Annotated in this window: 9 protein-coding genes and 1 pseudogene; 9 read left to right on the forward strand and 1 reads right to left on the reverse strand. The window is 71.2% G+C overall.

Translation table 11 applies throughout. The annotated features are described in order from the left end of the window. Positions 1-112: 112 nt before the first annotated feature. Positions 113-4,057, reverse strand: coding sequence for a type VII secretion protein EccCa (gene eccCa, locus ACWD3D_RS15870; RefSeq protein ID WP_451461449.1), 3,945 nt, complete (start codon positions 4,055-4,057; stop codon positions 113-115). 286 nt (positions 4,058-4,343) lie between these two features. Between eccCa and eccD the strand changes: the two genes are divergently transcribed. The 9 genes and pseudogenes from eccD to ACWD3D_RS15915 form a co-directional block, all read left to right on the forward strand. Next, the gene (gene eccD / locus ACWD3D_RS15875; RefSeq protein ID WP_451461444.1) at positions 4,344-5,744 is read left to right on the forward strand and encodes a type VII secretion integral membrane protein EccD; all 1,401 of its coding nucleotides are present in this window, start codon (positions 4,344-4,346) and stop codon (positions 5,742-5,744) included. A 97-nt stretch (positions 5,745-5,841) separates the two neighbouring features. Next, a complete protein-coding gene (gene eccB, locus ACWD3D_RS15880; protein ID WP_451461445.1) occupies positions 5,842-7,434 on the forward strand; it encodes a type VII secretion protein EccB in 1,593 nt (530 codons plus the stop codon). A gap of 122 nt (positions 7,435-7,556) precedes the next feature. Continuing rightward, positions 7,557-7,895 (forward strand): hypothetical protein, encoded by a 339-nt coding sequence (locus ACWD3D_RS15885; protein WP_451461446.1) that lies wholly within the window; start codon positions 7,557-7,559, stop codon positions 7,893-7,895. A 60-nt stretch (positions 7,896-7,955) separates the two neighbouring features. Continuing rightward, complete coding sequence (locus ACWD3D_RS15890) at positions 7,956-8,279, forward strand: WXG100 family type VII secretion target (protein ID WP_266712168.1); 324 nt, start codon at positions 7,956-7,958, stop codon at positions 8,277-8,279. A gap of 155 nt (positions 8,280-8,434) precedes the next feature. Next, positions 8,435-8,875 (forward strand): type VII secretion system-associated protein, encoded by a 441-nt coding sequence (locus ACWD3D_RS15895; protein ID WP_450768909.1) that lies wholly within the window; start codon positions 8,435-8,437, stop codon positions 8,873-8,875. Between the two features lie 67 nt (positions 8,876-8,942). Further along, positions 8,943-11,651: an AAWKG family protein gene (locus ACWD3D_RS15900; RefSeq protein WP_451461447.1), complete on the forward strand. Its 2,709-nt coding sequence runs from the start codon at positions 8,943-8,945 to the stop codon at positions 11,649-11,651. 34 nt (positions 11,652-11,685) lie between these two features. Beyond that, positions 11,686-12,144: a YbaB/EbfC family nucleoid-associated protein gene (locus ACWD3D_RS15905; RefSeq protein WP_451461448.1), complete on the forward strand. Its 459-nt coding sequence runs from the start codon at positions 11,686-11,688 to the stop codon at positions 12,142-12,144. A 6-nt stretch (positions 12,145-12,150) separates the two neighbouring features. Continuing rightward, on the forward strand, positions 12,151-12,486 hold the full coding sequence (locus tag ACWD3D_RS15910) for a hypothetical protein (protein ID WP_266712160.1): 336 nt from the start codon (positions 12,151-12,153) through the stop codon (positions 12,484-12,486). A 7-nt stretch (positions 12,487-12,493) separates the two neighbouring features. Then, positions 12,494-21,462 (forward strand): annotated as a pseudogene (locus tag ACWD3D_RS15915) (hypothetical protein); the annotation flags it as partial.

Below are 21,462 nucleotides of genomic sequence, written 5' to 3' on the forward strand. Positions count from 1 at the left end.
GGGAGGGGCGTACGCGGGTGGCCCCGCCCGTGCCCGGGCCCCCGCGCGGGGCGCCGGGGCCGGGGGCGGGCGGCCCCCGCCCCCCCCCCCCCCGGCCCCCCCCCGCGCCCGGTCAGGCCCCGTCCTCTCCTCCGGAGGGCTCCGCCGCCTCCGCGAGCGCCGTCTGGATCAGCGTCGCCTTGCGCCTGGCGATGTACTGCGCTCGTCCAGCAGGCAGGTTGCGCGGCTTGATATTGCCGAAGACGTAGCCCTCCGACGGCGGGCAGGACAGCAGTACGCCCGGGGTGTTGGCCTCGTCGAGGCGGCGCAGCAACTGGTCGTTGAGGCCACGGCCGGCGCCGGTCGCGGAGCGGACGGCGATGACGTGCAGTCCCAGTTCGTGCCCGAGGGCCAGGTGGTCGAAAAGCGGGGCGAAGGGGTGGTCGAAGTTGTTGCTGCCGACCACCATGTCGTAGTCGTCGACGAGCACGAACAGCCTGGGTCCGTGCCACCAGTCGGCGAGCCGCATCCGGGCGGGGGTGATGTCCGGTCCCGGCAGCCGGGTCTTGAGCGCGCGCGCCGAGCCGCCGACGAGTTCCTTGAGGGCGTCGACGGAGACGGCGTGCCCGAGTTGGTACTCCGGCGGGACGGCGTCCACGAGTTCGCGCCGGTAGTCGACGACCAGGACCCGCGCCTCGGTCGGGGCGTAGCGGGCGGTGACCGCCTGTGCGACGAGCCGCAGCAGGTTGGTCTTGCCGCTCTCGGTGTCGCCGACCGCCACCAGGTGCGGGGTTCGGCTGAAGTCGTGCCACACCGTTGAGAGTTTCTCCTCGTCCTGGCCCAGCGGCAGCCGCAGTCCGTCGCCCAACTCCGGTGCGGGCAGTGCCGAGGCGGGCAGCCGGTGCGGCAGCATCCGCACGGCGGGCGCGGGCTGGCCGGACCAGTGCTCGGCAATTCTCTCCACCAGGGCGGTGACGCCCTCGCTGAGGTCCTCCGTGGTGGTGACGCCGTCGAGGCGGGGCAGGGCGGTCAGGAAGTGCAGTTTGCCGTCGACCGTGAGTCCGCGTCCGGGCAGCCGGGGCACGATGGCCGCCTTGCGTACGTCCACCACGGAGTCCATGGGGTCACCTAGGCGCAGTTCCAGCCGGGTCGCGCTCTGGTCACGTACCTGCGCGCTCAGTTCCACCCAGCGGGTGGTGGTGGTGATCAGGTGGATGCCGTAGTTGAGACCTCCGGTGGCCAGCTGGTTGAACGTGGGCAACAGGTGGTCGAAGTTCTGCTTGACCTGGGCCCAGCCGTCCACCACGAGGAAGACGTCCCCGTGTGCTTCGTCGGAGAACTCCCCGGCCGCGCGCCGACGCCGGTAGGTGGCCATGGAGTCGATCCCCTGGTCGAGGAAGAACTGCTCACGGTGGTTGAGCACGGTGGTGACCTCGGCCACCGTGCGGCTGATCCGCTCGCTGTCGAGGCGGGAGGCGACCCCGGCGACGTGCGGCAGCCCGATGAGCGAAGAGAGCGTGCCGCCGCCGAAGTCGAGGCAGTAGAACTGCACTTCGGCCGGGGTGTGGGTCAGGGCGAGGGAGGCGAGAAGGGCGCGCAGCACGGTGGACTTGCCGCTCTGCGAGCCACCTGCGACGGCGACGTGGCCGCCGCCCGCGGACAGGTCGAGCACCAGCGGCTCGCGCCGCTGGTCGAAGGGCTTGTCGACCAGGCCTACGGGGACCCGGAGCCGTCCGGTACCGGGCCAGCGGGTGGCACTGAGGCCACGGTCGGCGGTGGGTTCGATGCCGGGGAGCAGACCGTCCAGGGTCGGCGGTACGTCGAGCGGAGGCAGCCATACCTGGTGCGCGCCGGGGCCGGAGCCGCGCAGTCGGTCGACGGCCACGGCCAGCAGGCTCTCGGCGGACTCCGTCTCCTCGTCCGCCGGGCCCGGAGCGGGGGCGACGGAGGCCCGCGGGACCACCCAGCCCGCCGTCCAGGGCACGACCTGGCTGGCGACCCTGGCCTGGACGGCACCGCCGCGGCGGTGCCGGTAGGGCCCGGAGACGTACGCGGCACGGAAGCGGGTGAGTGCCTCCACCCCGCTCTTGAGGTAGCCGGCGCCGGGCTGTGAGGGCAGTTGGTAGGCGTCGGGGACACCGAGCACCCCGCGGCTCTCCATGGCCGAGAAGGTACGCAGGCCGATCCGGTAGGAGAGATGGCTCTCCAGCTGGTGCATGCGCCCCTCGTCCAGGCGCTGGGAGGCGAGCAGCAGGTGTACGCCCAGCGACCGTCCGAGGCGGCCGATCATCACGAAGAGGTCCATGAACTCACGGTGTGCGGCGAGGAGTTCGCTGAACTCGTCGACCACCACGAAGAGGCTGGGCAGCGGTTCGAGCGGGGTGCCGGAGGCGCGGGCCTTCTCGTACTCCAGGGCGGACGTGTAGTTGCCCGCCGCGCGCAGCAGCTCCTGGCGGCGCATGAGTTCGCCGTGCAGGGCGTCCTGCATGCGTTCCACCAGGGCGACTTCGTCGGCCAGGTTGGTGATGACGGCGGAGGTGTGCGGGAGTTCGTCCAGGCCCAGGAAGGTCGCGCCACCCTTGAAGTCGACCAGGATGAAGTTCAGCGTCTCGGAGGAGTTGGTGAGGGCCAGCCCGAGGACCAGGGTGCGCAGCAGTTCGCTCTTGCCGGAGCCGGTGGCGCCGATGAGCATGCCGTGCGGGCCCATACCGCCCTGCGCGGACTCCTTGATGTCGAGTTCCACGGGTGTGCCGTCCGCACCGACGGCCACCGGGACCCGCAGCCTGGCGGCCCCGGTGTGGCGCTTCCAGAGGGTGTCGGGAGTGTGCCGGAAGAGATCGGGGATACCCAGCAGGGTGGTCAACTGCACATCGGCGCTCAGGGGTTCGGCGATGTCGGCGGCCAGGCTCATGCGGTACGGAGCGATCAGCCGGGCCAGTGCCTCGGCGGCGACGGGCCCGACCTGGTCGGGGCGGCCGAGGAGGGTGGTCTGTTCCTTGCGGCTGCGGTCGGTGCGCACCAGGCGGACCGCGTCGGAGGCCACGTCGAGGCGCAGGGTGGTGCGGCCGGGGCGCCAGGCGAAGGCTCCGGAGAGGTCCAGCACGACGGTGTTGCGGAAGCCGGGACCGTCCAGCCGGTGACCGGCGGGCACGGTGACGCCGTCGACCACGATCACGGTGTAGGGCTCGTCACGGCCCGGCGCCGCGTCCGGGTCGAAGCCCGGGCGCTCGGTGAACTCGGCGCCGAGCAGGTCCTCCAGGTCGTTGAGGGTGCCGGCCACCATGCGGGCCGATCCGGCGCCGTCCTGCTCCTGCGGATGCAGGTTGTGCGGCAGCCACTTGACCCACTCCCAGTCCGCGCGCCGCTCGTCCGAGACGCACAGCGCGATCCACAGTTCCTCCGGCGGGTGGAACACGGCCAGCTGGCTCAGTGCGGCGCGGACCATGGCTCGGGTGGCGGCCTCGTCGCCGCGGGTCAGCACCCGTGACCAGGAGCGCAGATAGAGCGCGATGGGCTGGCCGGGCACGGTGCTGTAAGCGCGGATGAAGCGGCGCAGGGCGTGTGCGCTGAGCGGCTCCAGGTCCTCGACGGGTTTGGTGGAGAGCGGATTGAGCCGCATCGCGAACTGCTGGTCGCCGACGGCTATCCGGACCTCACCGAAGTCCTCGTCCTTGACCCGCCGTTCCCACAGCCTGGTGGTGCGGACCATCGCGCGCAGCGTCCGGGGGTGCGGATGCCGCCAGGCGAGGGCCAGTTGCTGTTCGACGACCGCCCGGTGGACCTGGCGCCGGATCTGGGTGAGATAGCGCAGATAGTCCCGGCGCTCTCCGCGCAGCCGCTGCTTGCGCTCACCCGACTTGCGCATCACCTGACCGACCATCATGGCACCGGAGGCCATCACCATCATGCCCAGCGCGATGTAGGTGAAGGAACTGTTGCCGCCACCCGGCTTGATGAAGATCAGCATCATGGACACGGACATCATGGCCATCGGCATGTACGTCCACACCGCCGAGCTGTCCGGCACGGTCTCCGGAAGCGTCGGGGGCTCCTGCAGGCTCAGCTCACCCTCGGGCATGTCGGGGCCACGGCGACGGGCCGGTCTGCGGAAGAGAACTACGCTCAACGCAACTGCTCCTTAGGGCATCGGGGTTAAGCGCCGCTTAACTGGTCGCTGAATCCTCGGTGTTGTGACACGCCGTCGGTAGGGGCCCATAATTCCGTTCGACCGCCCATCAGTAGTCTGCATGGCGACGATAGGTACGTCCAAGCAGGCCCTTGCATGACTCCCGTCGGCATCTCGCCAGTTCGGGTCCAGACCTCCGGCCTCACCCGGCCCGACTCATGGAGACGTGAGACCCACGATGACCGACAGCTCCGTTGCGGGCCTTTGCCGCCTCACCGTCAGAGCCCCCGCCAGGACCATCGACCTGGCGGTGCCCTCCGACGTACCCGTCGCCGATCTGCTGCCCACCGTCCTGCACTACGCGGGCGAGGAGGTCGCGGAGAACGGCCTGGAGCACGACGGTTGGGTGCTGCAACGCCTCGGCGGCGCCGCGCTGGACGACGAGAGCACCCTGGCCTCGGCGGACCTCAAGGACGGCGAGGTCCTGTACCTGCGGCCGCACACCGAGTCGCTGCCGGAAGTACGGCTCGACGACCTGGTGGACGGTTTGGCGACGGTGACCCGGGACCGGCTGCACAGCTGGGACGCGGCGGCCGGCCGGCGCTTGCTGCTCGGCATGACGGTGGCCGCCCTGACGCTGGGACTGGCGGTGCTGGCCTGGCCAGGCGGTCCGACCGGGCCGCGGATGGCCGCCGCCGGTCTGGCGGGACTACTGCTGCTGGCCGGGGCCGCGTCCGCGAGCCGTGCGGTGGGCGACGCGGCCGCCGCCGCCGCGCTCGGGTTCATGGCCGGACCGTTCCTGGCCCTGGCCGGCTGGCTGCAGCCGGGCGGTGAGATCGCGGGGCCCCAGGCCAACCAGGTGCTGGGCGCCCGTCTGCTGGCCGCCGCGGCCGCCTGCGCGGGCGGCGCGGTGCTGGCACTCGCCCTGACGGCCGTACGGACGCCGCTGTTCGTGGCCTCGGCGCTGGTGTCGCTGGCCGGGGTGCTGGCGGGTGTCCTGATGAGCCTGTTCGACCTGAGTGTGGACGGCGCGGCGGCAGCCGTGGCGTCGCTGGCCGTGCTGCTGGGAGGCTTCGTGCCGGCCCTGTCCTTCCGGCTCGCCGGGATGCGTATGCCGGCCCTGCCGACCAACCCGCAGCAGCTCCAGGAGGGCATCGAGCCCTACAACGGCACGGACGTGACGACCCGCACCGAGCTGGCGAGCGGCTGGATGACCGGCCTCTACGCCGCCTCCGGCGTCCTGTGCGCCGGCTGCCTGGTGCCTCTGAGCCGCCACCCGGCACTCCCCGAGGTCCTGACCGCGGTGGTACTCGCCGTGCTCCTGCTGGTGCACGGGCGGGGCATGGTCAACGTGTGGCAGCGGCTGGCGCTGGTCCTGCCCGGCGCCTGGGGCGTGACACTGCTGGTGCTCGCCCTCGCGGCCGGCACCGCCGCGGCCGACCGGCCCCTGGTGGTGGGCGGGCTGCTGGCGTCGGCCACCGTGCTGGCCGTCGCCTCCTGGACCGTTCCCGGTCGGCGGATGCTGCCCTACTGGGGCAGGGTGGCGGAGCTGGCGCAGTCGCTGCTGGCGATCGCCCTGCTGCCGCTGGCGCTGTGGGTGCTCGGCGTCTTCGCCGCGCTGCGCGCCATCAACGGCTGACCGCGGCCACCGACACGACATGAACGACCACTTCGACGCGAACGGCCCCGTACCGCGGGAGCCGGTGCGGACCGGCTGACCGGAAGGACCGCGGTTCATGCAATCCAAGCGCGACCAGGTGCAGGCGCACGCCTTCGTCATGGGCCGCCTGACGTCGGGCATGCTGCTCGCCGACCCGGACGCCCCCGAGAGCCCGCTGGGGCGCACCACCCGCGGGGCGGGCATCGGCGTGCTGATCGCGGTGCTGATCGCCGTGGGGTCGGTGGTGTTCGGGCTGATCTCGCCGGGCGGCAACGACTCGTGGCGCAGCGGCAAGGACCTGATCGTCAACCGTGACACCGGGGCCCGCTACCTCTATCTCGACGGCCGGCTGCGCCCGGTGCGCAACTACTCCTCCGCGCTGCTCATCGGCGGTGCGGACCTGGAGACGACGGACGTGGGGGCGGCGTCGTTGCGGGACACCCCGGTGGGCGCCGCGGTAGGCATCCCCGGAGCGCCGGACAAGGTGCCCTCCTCGGGAGATCTGGAGTCGGACGCGTGGGCAGTCTGTTCGGCGACGACGACGGAGGGCGCCGCCGGGGGCGGGGGAAGGACGACGCGGGCGGTGACGGCCGTGGCGGCGGGCGCGCCCCTGGACTCGGCCGTGCTGGGGGCCGACGAGGCGGTGTTGGTGAGCGGCCCCGACACGAAGAAGTACCTGATCTGGCAGGGCAGTCGGCTGCCGCTCGACACCAGGTCCGGCGCGCTGCTGTCGCTGGGCTACGGCTCGGTGACGCCCCGCCCGGTGTCGGCCGCGTTCCTGGACTCGTTCGTGCCCGGCCCGGCCCTGGCGCCGCCGTCGGTGAAGGGGCTGGGCTCGACGGGCCCCTCCCTCGGCGGTACGGCGACCAGAATCGGCCAGGTCTTCCAGGTGACGGTGCCCGGTGGAACGGCGACGGGCTCCGGCGAACGGGCGGGCGCCCAGTACTTCCTGCTGGGGGATGCCGGCCTCTCCCCGGTGACCTCGACCGCCGTGGCACTGCTGCTGGGCGATCCCGCCGTACGGTCGAAGGCGTACGACGGTGACTCGCCGGCGGCGCTGCCCATCGGGGCGGACCTGTTGAAGGACCACCAGGCACCCGGCACCACCGGCCGGGACCCGTCGGTGGCCGGGCTGCCGGACAACCCGCCCCGGGCCACCCGGGTGCCCGACGGCCGCGCGGTGTGCGCACGCGTGCTGCCCGGCGGTGACGGTGTACGGATCAGCTCGGTGCTGGTGCCCACCGGCGCGCTGGGCCCGGCCGCCCAGCGCAGCGGTGACGCGGTGGTGGATGCCTGCCTGCCGGTGGACGCGGTGGTCGTGCGGCCCGGTCACGGTGTGCTGGCGCGGGCGCTCGGCGCCGGTGGCGGGACGGTCGGAGCCACCATCTATTTCGTGGCCGACGACGGCGTGAAGTACCGGGTCGGCTCGAAGGAGGCGCTCACGGCGCTCGGTTGGACGGAGTCCGACGCGCGGGGGCTGCCGTCCCCACTGTTGGCGATGTTGCCGACCGGCCCCGATCTGAGTCCGCAGGCGGCGACCGGGCTGGTGCCCGCGTCGACGGCACGGGTCTGCGCCGAGGGCTCCGTGGACGCTCCCGGCGGGCCCGCCGCGCGGGTCGGGACGTCCGTGGATTCCGGCGCCAAGTTGCAGCCAAGTAAAAATAGTTGACGATCCGCCAAATCCTTGGCTCCAGCGATCGTGCCCCGTTGCACGTGGCTCTCCGGCGTGCTTAGGCTCACCGGCGCCGCAGTTGTACCAGCTGTATCAGCATCCCATCGAAAGGCGGACCCATGGCAGGGACCGGACAGCAGTCGAACGAGCAGGCGACCCGTAACGGGATCCAGGCCCTGGAGAGCGCCTTCAGCGGCATCCTCAAGTCCCGGCAGGACGTGGACAACACCCGTGCGGGCCTGTCCTCGGGCTACCAGGGCAGCGACGGAGGCCAGTTCGGCGCCCTCCTCAAGCAGTGGGACGAGCAGTGCAACGGCATCCTGCGCGGCCTCGAGGACATGGTCGACAAGCTGAACCAGAGCCTCGTCCAGCACGGCAAGACCCAGGGCTCCTCGAACGAGGCGATCAACTCGGCCTACAACCAGTCGCAGGCCGCGTACGACCAACTCACTGGCTGAGCAGGCCGCTTCCCGGAGTCCGGACCCCACCGCGCACTCCCCACCGATCAGGAGGCTCCCATGCCCGACAACTTGACCGACGGCTACATCTACGTCGACTACAACCACATGAACAACGCCGCCGACGACATGGTCCAGCAGACCAAGGCGATAGCGAACACGCTCGCGTCGCTGGAGGCGGAGCTGAACGAGCTGATCAAGTCCTGGTACGGCGACGACGCCAACATGTACCGCCAGAAGCAGGCGGCCTGGGACCAGGCGGTGAAGAACATGGAGACGCTGCTGACCTCGCACTCCAGCCTGCTGACGGACATCTCCGACAACTACCGCTACAGCGAGAACTCGCTGTCCCAGATGTGGTCCGAGGTACGCGTCAGCCGCTGACGGCGGACGGTCGCGGTGCGGTACCCGGCCGAACCGGACGGACGGTCACCAGCGCGATCGCCGTCCGGTTCCCGTACCTCTCCGCTCTCCCTCGCCCGGCCTCCCCTTCCCGACCCCTGCCCTCTCGCCGACCGAGCACCCACGAGGACCACGCCATGGCGGATTTGACCCATCTGAACGGACAGAAACTCAAGCAGTTCCGTGATCACGATCTCGCCACGTTCATCACCGACCTGAAGAGCGTCGTGAAGGATGATCCGAACGGCGTCCTCGCACTGCACAGCATCGTCAGGGGCACGACCCCCGCGCAGTACATCGGGGAGAACCCGGTGCTCGGCATCGGCCTGATGACGGCTGACGACACGGTCTACGGCAAGACGCTGACCGACGTCGCGCTCAAGTCCGCGAAGTCGATCGACGACGTCCTCGGCGACCAGGGTGTTCTCTTCGGCGACATCGACGACAGCCTGGAGACCACCATCACCACGCTGCTCAACACCCAGGGCGCCTCCTTGGAGAGCATCAACGGGGAGAAGTTCCTGGACGTCTGGTCCGGGGTCGACGAAGACCTCGAAGGGCCCGACACCGAGGACTGACCCTCGGCCTCCCCCGGCACCTCGCCGTTTCCCGTGTCCGTCCTCCTCCACCCAGCGGAGTCCCGTCATGCCAGTCACCTCCGATCCCGGCGACTACTGGGGTCAGGCGGTCACCCTCTACACCGGGTACAACGTCCCCAGCCGCAAGAAGCTGTTCGACACCCTCAAGAGCAGCGAGGGCGTACCGCTGATGCGGCTGGGATTCGAGGTCCTGGCGTCGACCGAGCTGACCGCCCAGAACTTCACCGCCCTGGTGGGCTGGCACACCCAGCACGGTGAGGACTACGACCTGGCGTTCGTCGAGGCGGGCGGTGACGGCAAGCACTACGGCGGCACCCTGTACCAGGCGACCATCGTGTTCATCGGCATACCCACCACCGACGGCACGGGGCGGCTGCTGGACGCGGGCGAGATCTGGAGCGCCGGAAAGTTCACCGGCGTACTGGGCAACGAGTGGGACCTCAGCCTGCTCCAGCAGTACCAGAGCGGGTCGAAGGCGGCGATCGACAGACTGCGCGCCGACCACACCACCCGGGGCTTCGAGTTCAGCGGTCTGAGCGTCCAGGACACCGAGGCCGTCGATGCCAACTCCTTCGACCGCACGGCGCAGGCCTACGACCGGACTCTGAAGTTCTTCGAGGACCATGCGGCGACCCTGGAGCAGTGGGAGAACTCCCTCGGGGAGGAGAACGCGGCCTGGCACGGCCAGGCGGCGGGTCTGTTCTGGCAGTTGATCCATCAGCTGCACAAGAACTACGACAGTTACGTCGACCAGCTCACCGCGGACGCCACCGGCACCGCGGCGGCCATGCTCGGCGGTCATGTGCCGCGGTCGAAGCTCAGCCGGGCGCTGGCGACCGCGCAGACGGCTCTCATGACGGAGGCCAAGGCGCTCAGCGACGCCTGGGACACCTGGGCGGCAGGGGGCCGGCACGACGCGCACAGGATCCTGATGGAGGTCCTCCAGGAGGTCTCCGTATGGGTGCTGGAGAACCAGATCAAACACACCCGTGTGACGACCAACAATTCGGCGAAGGACTACAACACCGACGCCGGGTTCGTGCAGCACTCCCCCTGGGGCAACCTCCACGACATGGCCACCTGGGTGAAGATCGGCGAAGAGGCCGTGACCCGGTGGAACAAGCACGTCGAGGACGTCCTGGTCGAAAAGGCGAAGACCTCGCTCACCACGCTCAAGACGGCGTGGAGCGACGTGTCGGACGCCTTCAGCGAGATCCGCACCAAGGACACCTCCTCGCTGACGGAGACGTACGAGGACGACAAGCGCCAGCTCGCCGAGGACGAGGCGAACCGGCAGCAGGAGGAGTACAACAACGCGCTGAACAACCTCGGCGACAACCTCAACAACCTCGGGGACGGCCTCGGGGACGGCCTGAACAACCTCGGGAACAGCCTGGGCAACGGCCTGAACAACCTGGGTGACGGGCTCGGCGACAACTTCAACAACCTCGGCGACGGGCTCGGCGACAGCCTCAACAACCTCGGCGACGGCCTCGGGGACAGCTTCAACAACCTCGGCGACGGGCTCGGCAACAGCCTCAGCAACCTGGGCGGCGGGCTCGGCGACGGGCTCGGCGACAACCTGGGTGACGGGCTCGGTGACGGCCTGGGTGACGGCATCGACGCTCCCGGCGGCGTCACTTCCAACCTGGGTGCCGGTCTCGGCAACCTGCTGAACGGGAGCGACGACGGCAACGACAAGACGAAGGGGACGACGCTCACCAACCCCGACGGCAGCACCACCACGCTCAACCCGGACGGCACCCTCACGACCAAGTACCCGGACGGCACCACCCAGCTCCTCGACCCGGAGACGGGGATCATCACGACGACGTCCCCCGACGGAGAGGTCACCACGGGCGACCTGACCATCCCCGGCGGCCACGTCAACCCCGACGGCAGCACGACGACGCTCAACCCGGACGGCACCCTCACCACCACGTTCCCCGACGGCACGACCACCACGATCGACCCGGAGACCGGGGCGCTGACCACGCGCGACCCCGACGGCAACATCACCACCGGGAACATCGGCAGCGGCCTCGGCGACTCCCTGAGCGGCCTCGATCTCGCCAACCACTCCCTGACACCGACGACGAGCAGCAGCAGCCTGGACCTGGACGGCCTGGCGTCGGGCCTCACCACGAACACCGGTCTCGGTGACGGCCTCACACTGACCGGCGGCTCGTCCCTCCTCGACGGCGCGTACGGCGGTGGGTTCGGCGCCGGTGGGTACGGCGCCGCCGGCTACGCCGACTACGACGACGCCACTTCGGCGGAACTGCTGTCGGGCGGGGCGCTGCGCGCTCCCGGTGACGACCCTCTCTCGGCCGCCGCGACCGGTGAGACGGGCACGGCGGCCGACGGGGCGGGCAGCCCGCTGTTCCCAGGCATGGGCGGCATGGGCGGCATGGGTGGCATGGGTGGCATGGGATCGGGCGGGGGTGGCGGTGGCAGCGGCAACAGCGGGGAGCGCGTCCGCAACGTGCTGACCGACTCCGGGCCCGCGGCGGCCGGGCGTGGACGGCCACGGTCCCGTAGAACCGCGGACGAGGACGAGGACGTGGTGGTGACCCGGCGCCGGACGGCGACGACCGGCGCCGCCCCGGGGACGCTCGTCCCGGGCCCCGGAGGCGCCGGCCAGAACGGCCGGTCCACCGAGAGCGGCGACCGGGCCCGCGTGAGCTGGACGGAAGAGGACGAGGACGTATGGGGAACCGACGAGGGCGGCGCGCCCGCCGTGATCGGGCGCTGAGCACGGTGCGGGACACCAGAGGGACGGCACAGGCATGAGCGACATGAAGGAGACCATCGAGCAGCGGCTCGCCCGCGCCATGGCCGACCTGGAGACCACCACGGCCGCGGTGGCGGAGGCGGAGGCGGAACTGAGCCACGCCAGCTGCACGATCCGCTCCCAGGACCGCTCGGTCGAGGTGACCGTCAGCGCGCAGGGCGATCTGACCGACCTGCGTTTCCTGGACGGCAAGTACCGCACCATGCCTGCCGGGCAGCTGGCCGCCAGTGTCCTGGAGGCCGCCCAGGAGGCTCGGGCGGTCATGGCCCGTCAGGTGATGGAGACCTTCGAACCGTTCACCCGGCCCCACGACTCCGTGCCCGAACTGCCGGGTGTGAACATCGACTGGAACAAGATCTTCGGCCCGGGGGTCCTCGACGGACCCTCGGGCGGGGACCGCCACGCCTCGTCGCGCCGGCTGCTCGACGAGATACACGAGGACCAGGAGGACTGATCAGCGATGCCCGAGGGAAACGCGTACTACGCCGAGCCCGAACGACTGGCCGCCGGTGTGCGCCAGATCGACCAGATCAGCACGCTCGCCCACGAGATGCTCCGCGACTTCACCATGGGCCTCAACAGCACGGTCGGCTGGCCGGGCCACGACGACAGCTTCGCCGAGGAAGTGATCCCGCAGGAGAAGCGTGAGCGCACGATGGCGGTGGAGACCGGAACCTCGCTCGTCGAGGCGGTTTCCGGAGTCGCCGACGGCACCCTGGCCAACCTGGACAACATCCGCACCACCCAGAGTGGCGTGATCGACTCGATCAACTCGGCCCGCCGCGGAAAGCACTGACACTCCGATGAGCATCATCGTCTCGCCCCAACTCAACAACCTGCTCTTCGTTCTCATCGGCGAGAAGATGCTGCAAGCGGACGAGGACCTGGCGTACCGGAGCCACCAGCCCTACCGGCGGCTCGGCAAGAACGTCCGGGAACTGTCCGACCTGATCGAGCAGTCGGTCTTCGGCGTGGGCCAGGCGCTGCCCCCGCAGGTGGGCCGGCAGTACGTCCGGGCCATGCGCCTGTTCGTGGACAACGGCGGGACGAACTATCTGCGTGAGTTCGCCCGGCAGTTGGACGACGTCGGCAACGGCCGGGTCAAGATCTCCATGGACATCATGGAGGCCAAGTGGTCGATCATCGCCGAACTGGTCCGTCTGCTGATCGAGTTGGCGATCATCACGGCGCTGTCGTTCTTCACCGGCGGTGCCTCCGCGAGCCAGACCGCGACCGCAAAGGCCCGCAGCAGGGTGGCGATCCTCGCCTCCCTGGACCAGCTGCTCAAGCGGACGCACCTGCTGCCCAGCCTGTCCGAGGCGTTCGACGAGGCGTTCCAGACCTTCGTGGTCCGGCTCGCCATGATGACGATGGCCCCGCCCGGCCGCAGGCCCGACGGCTTCGACTGGAAGCAGATCGTCGAGGACGGCCTCTTCGGCGCCGTCACCGGCATGTTCCACGGCGCCTTCGAATCCCTGACCAAGAACCTCGGCAAGGGCTTCCGCAACATCCTGGACGGCCCGGGCGGCGCCCAGTTCAGCAAGACCAACACCAAGAACATCACCGACGACATCACCTCCAAGATCGACAAGCCGCCGCGGTCCGTCGGCGACCGGTTCGTCCGGGGGACCGGAAGCGGCGCCAACGAGTTCCTGGTGGCGGGTGGTTCGGAGGCTCTGGCCGAGATCGTCGTCACCGGCGTGCTGCACGGCAAGTGGGAAGGCAACCTGGACACGTTCGTCGGGGCGGGCGTCAGCTCCGTGGTCGGTTCGGCGCTGTTCGGGGCGGCGGCGAAGTTCGGCGGCGCGTTCGGCTCCGGATTCGACTTCGGCAGCGTCAACGTCCTGCCGGTCGCCGGTGCGGACGGCAGCTCGGCAGACGGGCGGAACACCGGGCACGACGACGACCGCGCGCCGGAGGCGGTGCCGACCACGTCCTCCACCGGTGCGACGCGCACGGGCACGAAGGACCTCTCAGCCGCGGTGAACGTTTCCCACGGCATCGATGCCGACCTCGGGGACGGGCTCGACGTCGTGGGCTCGCCCGGCGGCGTCGGCGGTGGCACCGGTACGGTCCCCACCTCGTCCTCCAGCGGAACGCCCGCGACGTCCGGCAGCGGAACGCCCCGGAGCGGCGGCAGCGGCCGGTCCGCTCCACCTTCCGGCACCCATCAGCAAAGCGAAGACTCCGAGGGCATACAGGAGAATCCCGCGGCCTCCGACACGGACGGGGACGCGACTCGGGCGACGGACGACGGCACGGACACGACCGCCCCGAGGACGGGGACGACCGGCCAGGGCACGGACTCCGCCCCTCGGTCCGCCGCTTCCCGGGAGTCCGCGACCCGGGAGTCCGCTTCCCTGGGCGCGGACGAGGAGACCTCGGCGGGAGGCGAGAAGGCGATACCGACGATCGGTACGGCCGGCGCCGTACCCCTCCCGGCATCGACCACCGGAGCCCCGGCCAACCTCGCCCCGAACGCCGGCGCGCCCGCCCACACGGGCTCGACGCAGGGGCAGACGCCCGCGCAGGGAAACCAGGCGAGCGGCACGGGTTCGTCGCAGCGCGCGAACAAGGGGACGCCCGACGCCACCGGTCCCGGTTCGGCGGACGGGTCCGCGCCCGAGTCCTCCGCCGAGTCCTCCGCCGAGTCCTCCGCCGAGTCCTCCGCCGAGTCCTCCGCCGAGTCCGCGAGCCGGCCCGGGACTTCGTCCACGGCCACGCTCCTGCCGGGAGGCGGCGGGGCCGACACCTTGGGGGGCGCGGAACCAGGCGCGGATACCGGTAAGGACGCGGGTACCGACGTCGATCCGGGCGTCCGTTTCGGCGTCGCCCAGGACGCCGGGGTCGGCACGGCCCCCGTGTCGCCGACGACCGGCACCGAGGGCCGGGACACGGCCCGCCCGGTCCCGCCCTCGCCGGAGCCGCCCCGGGCCGCGCAACCCTCCGTACGCCCCGGCGCAGAGAAGCGCCGTTCCGCCGAGGTCGATGCGGACGCCGCCCCCACTCCGATCAGCACCCGGTCCGAGGGGAGTTCACCGACGACGCCCGGGGAGAACCTGCCCCCGGACACCGTGGAATCCCGTACGCCGACGGCATCCTCCGCCACGAACCCGGTGTCGGAACCGGCCCCGGTGATCCCCACGGTCACGACGTCCGTACCTGCCATGCCCGTTCCCGCGCCCCCCACGGCCACGAAGTCGACCCCGACGGTACCCACGGTGACCACCTCCGCCCCGACGGAACCCGGTCCGGCTATTCCCGTAGCCACCACGTCCGGTGCCCAGAAATCCGGTTGGGATGCCGCGCGGTCCGTCGTACCGCCCGTCACCCGTAGCCACACCTGGACGGACCCGGTCTCCACGCCAAGGACCACCGAGGGCAAACCCACCCGCTACACCGTCGACTCCTCCTTCGACGTACGCCGCTTCACGCACGACGGCGAGGCGGTCGTGGACCTCACCGTCGAGGTCGCTCTGGGCGGCGCGGACACGGTCGGCGACACCGAACGTCAGGCTCTGTGGGCCCGGATGGCGGCCGGGGTGCGGCAGACGTTCAACGATCCCGGTCACCGGCTCGCCACCGGAGAGCGGCTGCACGTCACCGTCGTGCCCGCGGTCTCGGGCCGAAAGCCGCACCTGGAGGTGGAGTTGACGGGTGCCGGTACCGCCATCCGCACCTCGCAGCACACATGGCGATCCGACGCCACCGCGCAGGACCTCGCCCACGAGATCGGCCACCAACTCGGTCTGCGCGACGAGAACCGGGACGCCACGGCCCCGCAGCGCCCGCAGGTCGACGGCAGCCTGATGGGCACCTATCAACACCCGGTCACCGAGGACATCCCCGAGGACCAGCAGGGCAGTTACGCCCGGGGCGGCCTGCGTCCCCGCCATCTCTCCCTGCTCAGCGCCCTCGTCGGCGGCCCGGACGACACCGTCGGGTCCATGCCACCCGTCACCCGGTCCGAGGGCGCCGACCCCCTGGCGCCGCTCGCCCCGTCGTCGTACGTCCAGAGCTACGGCAGTCGGCGCGACGGCAACGTGGGCCTGGTGCAGGTGGAACCGTTGCCGCCGCGGATCACCGAGGGCCTGCACCAGCACGTGATGAACCTGCTGGGGATTCCGGCGGACCAACAGGCCACGCACCCCGTGGTCGAGCAGCTGCGCCGTGAACTCGGCGGCGAGCAACTGGTGATCAACCTGCCTTATCTGCTCAGCAGCATGGGGCACCGCGTCACCGTGGACGTCGGAGGCAGGCGGCGGACCGTCGATGTACGGCTGTCCCTGCACGACCCGGTTTCCTCGCTCCGCCAGGGCACGCGTGATCCCTCGGACCCGGCCGTGAACGTCGAGCGGCGCGGGCTCGGCACCCAGGAGTCGAGCGACACCGAGTCGTCCGGCAACATCCGGACCCTGTTGGTGCCGTGGTCGGCGACGCTGCCGATCCCGGCCGCCGGGCCGGTGCGCGGGGTGGATTTCGGACCGTCCCTCGCGCTGACGCACAATCAGCTCTCGCTGTCGACGTCGGTCACCCAGACCGTGCAGACGACGACGGCACAGCGGAGCAACGAGTCTTCGCACGCCTTCAGTTACGGTTCGAACTGGCAGGCGCGGGTCGACACGCCCCGTATGGCGCCGATGGACAACTGGGGCCGCGGGTCCGAGCTCGGGCCGGTCACGATCTGGTTCCCGGAGCATCTGACCGCGGAGCGGCCGGCCGACGCCGAGCCACTGCCGGAACCCGCCGATCTGGACGAACTGCCCCTGTGGGGCGTGGACAGCGTCAAGGAACCGCACCAACTCCTGGAGATGGTCGGCGGCGAGTTCCACGGTGATCTCGCCGACCTCTCCGACTCGTCCGCGGAGGCGCTGCAGGCGTTCCTCTCCGAACCGGTACTGCGCGGCACGCTGCCCATGCAGCGGGCGGGCGGCATCTTCTCGCCACTGCTGCTGGACTCGGGCGGGCGGGCGATCGGCATGCTGAAGTTGACCACGGAGGTCACGCCGGGCAAGCCCACGCACCAGAGCCAGGACAGCAAGATCAACCTGGAGAGCCATCTCCTCAGCACCGTCAAGGTGGACGGGCAGGCCAAGGTCACCAACGCCGTGGGCGCGGACCTCGGCGTCGGGCCGACCTTCACCGGCAGCCACGCCAAGGGGCATCCCGACGCCGCGGCCAAGGTGGCGGGATCCGTCCTGGGCAAGAGCGGGGTCCGCTGGCAGACCAGCGACACCCTCAGCAACGGGGGCAGCGCGACCATCTCGCACTCCCTGCGCAGCAGCCGCAGTCACCTGCTGACCCCCGCGAGCGTGCGGCACACCGTCACCCTCGTGCGCCCCGGCGGCGGGGAGACCGAGCGGAGATTCGGTCCCTGGGACGACGGCATGCAGCTGCGCGTGCTGGCGCAGTCCGATGCCGCGGGAAAGACCCCCGACGACGATGAACTCCGCACTCTGCCCTCAGAGTTGGAGCACCTCCAGAGCATCGGCACCACCGCGGCCCCGCTGACCGTGGAGGGTCCTCAGCAGCTCTTCGCCCACGCCGAGGTCTGGTTGCGGGCGAACGGGTTCCTGCCCGCTTCCGCGACCACGACGAGCCGCACCGTGGTGCTGCCCGACGAGGCTCTGGTACAGGCCCAGTTGAACAACCTGCGCCGGTTCGAGCAGGCCCGCTCGGACGTCGGGCTGCGGGCCGCCGTCGACGCGATGGTCGACGGCGGTCACGCCCTGTGGCTGGAGAAGCCCACCACGGGCGGCGGGACCCGCCGCATCCGGCTGAACCTGAGAGCCACCCGTGACACGACGCCGGGACCGGTCACCGCGGCCCCCGACACGACACCGGCACCGGTCACCGCGGCCTCGGACACGGCGCCGGCACCGGCACCGACGGCCCCGCCTCTGACGCGGCACGTGCGCACGCTGCCCGGCCTGCACCTCATCGGCCTGACCTCCTTCGTCATGGGAGGCTTGGAGCAGCAGTCCTCGGGCTACGGCTGGACCGCCGGTTTCGGTGGCAGCGTCAGCGGCCCCGTGGGACCTGCCGGCGGCTCCGGCACCCTCGGCGCAGCCGCCGACTACGCCTACACCAGCCAGATCTCCCACGCGGGCAACGTCGGTTCGGGGCTGAGCCAGGACCAGCAGTTCGTCGGCGTGAACCAGGGCGGCGAGGTCTTCGACATCCCGGCGCGGTTCACCCTCGACCTGCACGACGGGCCGGGCACCGAGCCCACCGTCCGCTTCGCCGAGCACACCGCCGCCACGCCGTACGTCGGGCCGGGCGCCACCCCGCCCCCCGCCGGGCCGCCGCCGACGGCCGTCACCGGCAACATCAGGGTCGCCGTACCGCACCACCGGACCCACGCGGCCACCCCGGCCCCCGCCCCTCGCCCGCGGAACGGGCAGATCCGGGAGGTGACGGAGGAGGACCGGAAGGCGCTCGCGACGACGGGCCCCGACGGCCGCCCGTCGGAGGGGATCGCCAAGCTTCCGGACGATGCGGTCCTGGACGTGTTCCGCGGCTCCGGCGCACTCCAGGAGGCGATACGTCAGATAGCTGCGGGCACCTATCCGGGTCGTCCGCAACCGGGCTGGGCGGCCGGACTGGGCACCGCCATCAGTGGCATGAGCCCGGAGGTCGCCAAGTCGGCGGCGTCACTGGTGGCGACGTCCGCTGCCGGACAGAGCGCCACCGACCCGACCACCCTCGCCGCCGAGGTGCAGCAGGCGGCACTCTCGCCGGCGAGCCTCACCGCGCGCGGGCACCAGATCCTCAAGGGCAGTTATGTGATCGAGGGAGTCACCCTGCCCGGCCTCGGCGCCGACCAGGAGTACTCCCTGGAGATCAGCGGTGTGCTGCGCAACCCCCGTCTGATGCGGAGCTCCATGCAGCAGCTGGAGTCCGGCGTCTCCTCCTCCGACACCGCGTCCCAACAGAAGTCCGCATCCGGCACCCACCAGAGCGGGGTCGCGGTGACCGGTACCAGGGCGCCCGCGGTGGCCAAGTCGACCGATCCCTCAGCCGCACCGCCGAAGCGTCCGGACACCTTCGGGCCGTCCGCGAAGTACCTCTACACCGCGAAGTCGGAGGAATCGGCGACCCTTTCCACCACGACCGCGGTGAACCGCAATCCGACCGAGAAGTCCGAGAGTCACCGTATCGGCGCCGACGCGTTGATTCTGGTCACCGTGCGCGGGGGCACCCGCAACATGGTCGGCAACACCCTCGGTCTGGGCAGCGGGGAACCGGTGACCGTCGCCGTGGAGCTGCCGGATGCCGTGCAGTTCCTGATGACGGACGGGCAACTGGCACGACATCAGGAGTGGTTCACCGGCGTCGAGGGTCTGACCCCGCCGCAGCAGGTGCCGCAGGACCTTCCGCTGCCCGGCCGCTTCGCCCGCACGGGTGAGCCGGGCCTGGCGGGCGTATTGTCCGTCACCCAGCTCGACACCCCGCGCGGCGATCCGCAGGCCGAGCGTGCGGACTCCGACCCGGTGGCCGCGGACACGACCGCTTCACCGGTGGAGCGCCGGAACCGGCTCTACGACGAGTTGATCGCGCTGGTCGAGTCGGAGGCCCCGGGCGTCACGCAGCCGGGGCACGCCGCCTACCTTCCCGGCGTGGCGTCCCGGATCGCCGACTACACCTCACCCACCGGACTGCGTGCCCTGCCCGGTCGTGGGCCGAGAGGCGTGCAGCGCTTCCACTTCCGCCATCTGGCGAAGGGCGGCGCCCGGCTGGTCGAGGTCACCCTGAACGCGAGACCGCGCGCCGACGCCGAGGAACGCCGCACCATCCGCGGGCGGAAAGCCGCTGCGGGCGGCGGCATCGAGCAGTATCACGCGCATCAGCCCGCGGGAGTCTCCACCGGGACGACGAACACCACTCAGCACGGTGTCACCTTCAATCCCACCACGCGCTATCCACAGCCCGGCAACGACACCCGTACCGACCGCAGCGGCCCGGTGCTGAGCGCCGCGACCACCCGCGCCCACGGCACGAAGGCGGCCACCACCGCCGAGGACCGGTTCTGGCTGCGCACCGACAGCGTCGCCGACTTCGACCTGGAGTACGACTACGAGGTGGGCGTCCGCTCCGAGCTTGTCGCGGACTGGCCGCCGAACGTGCTGGGCGGCATGGTGCAGGGCTGGTTCCTGCCGTCGGCCGGCGCGCCGGAGGACGGCTCCGGGGTCACCGGCTGGATCAGCCGTACGCTCGGCGGCCGTCCCAGCCGCTCGGCCGTCGTACCCGCCCGCGTGACACTCAGGTTCACCGGCAGCGAGGCCGCCGAGGGCGAGGAGGTGGACCCACCGCTGCCGCCCGAGGTCTCGGAGACCCCGCCCGTCCTGAAGGGAAACCGCTTCGTCCCGACCGGGCCGGCCCCGGTCTTCGAGTTCAACGCCTGGCCGGAGTTGACCAGCGCCTTGAACACCGTCGCGCCCGGTCAGAACCGCGACTGGCGATCGCTGGACACCTCCACGTCCGCGGAGAGCACCGCAGTCCGCATCGGCGAGCTGATCCAGGCGGGCGAGATCGGTCTGGACCACCCGCGCACCGCGGCCGGGCTGACCGAGAGCATGCCCGGCGCCTATCCGTTCGAGTCGGCGCCCGACACCCCGCCGTCCCTGTCCGTCACCCTGCACAATCCGCGCCGGGTGACCGAGGCGTCGGACGTGACCCTGGACCGGCTCGGTTTCAGCAGCACCGTGGGCGGCTCGTCGTCCAACGGTGGCGTGACCGGCGGGATCAGCTTCCAAGGCATCTACAGCCACGACGACGCCAACCAGGCGTCCGGCGGTGCCACCATCCCGGTCCTGGCCCGTCAGCCCCAAACGACGGGTGGCACGGCCGGGACGTCCGGGGGACGCCGCGAATGGCTCAAGACCGGTGGGACGTCGGCCCCCAAGGACGGCTCGCACGGCACCCGGACCTACGAGGCACTGGTCGACACCCACGTGACCGTACGAGGGCCGGAGGGAACCCGGCACGTCACCGGCACCGCCACCGTGCGCGTCGCCGAGCGGGACGTACTCGGTCACGGCATCACCCCACCTCGTACCCATCCGCAGGTGTACGACCTGGCGTCCATGGTGCGGGCGGGCGCGGACCTGTCGGTGTCGACCGCCGGGGCCGCCGCGGACCTGAGGGACTGGCGGACGCATCCGCTGGACTCCCTGCCCGATCTCCTGGCGTCCCAGATCGACCCCGCCGACCCAGAGGCCCAACTGTGGCTCGCTGTCGGCACCGACCCGGCGACCGGGGACGGGACTACCGCCCGGCCCGATCCGCGGGAGCTGGGGCGCGCCCTGTTCGCCGCCTCGCAGACGGCGGCGACGGCCGGGAAACCGGTCGAGTTGGTCGTACGGTACGAGGACGGCACCCTCGGGCTCTGGAACTTCGACTCCGAAGGTCAGCCCTCGGGACTCGACCCGGACGCGCTGGCCGCGTGGCAACGGTTCGACACGGAGGCTTCGGACCTCACCAGGGCGGCGCGGGAGGAACAGGAGAGCCGCCAGCAGGAGTTCGAGATCCGGGAAGCCCTGGAGCAGCAGGGAGCCGTTCTTGCCGACGCGCTCCGGGAGGTGGACCTCGCGCTCGCGGAGACGCGGCCCGCTCCCGCCGGGACCGGGCCCGCCGAGACCGGACCCGTGACGCGGCCGCGGATGAGGCTGGACCGTACCCCCCGCTTCACCGTCCCCTCCCGTTTCGACGTCCGCCGCATCCGGCACGACGACGAGACGGTCACCGACCTCACCATCACCGTCGCCTTCAA

The sequence above is a fragment of the Streptomyces sp. NPDC002690 genome (assembly GCF_053592415.1).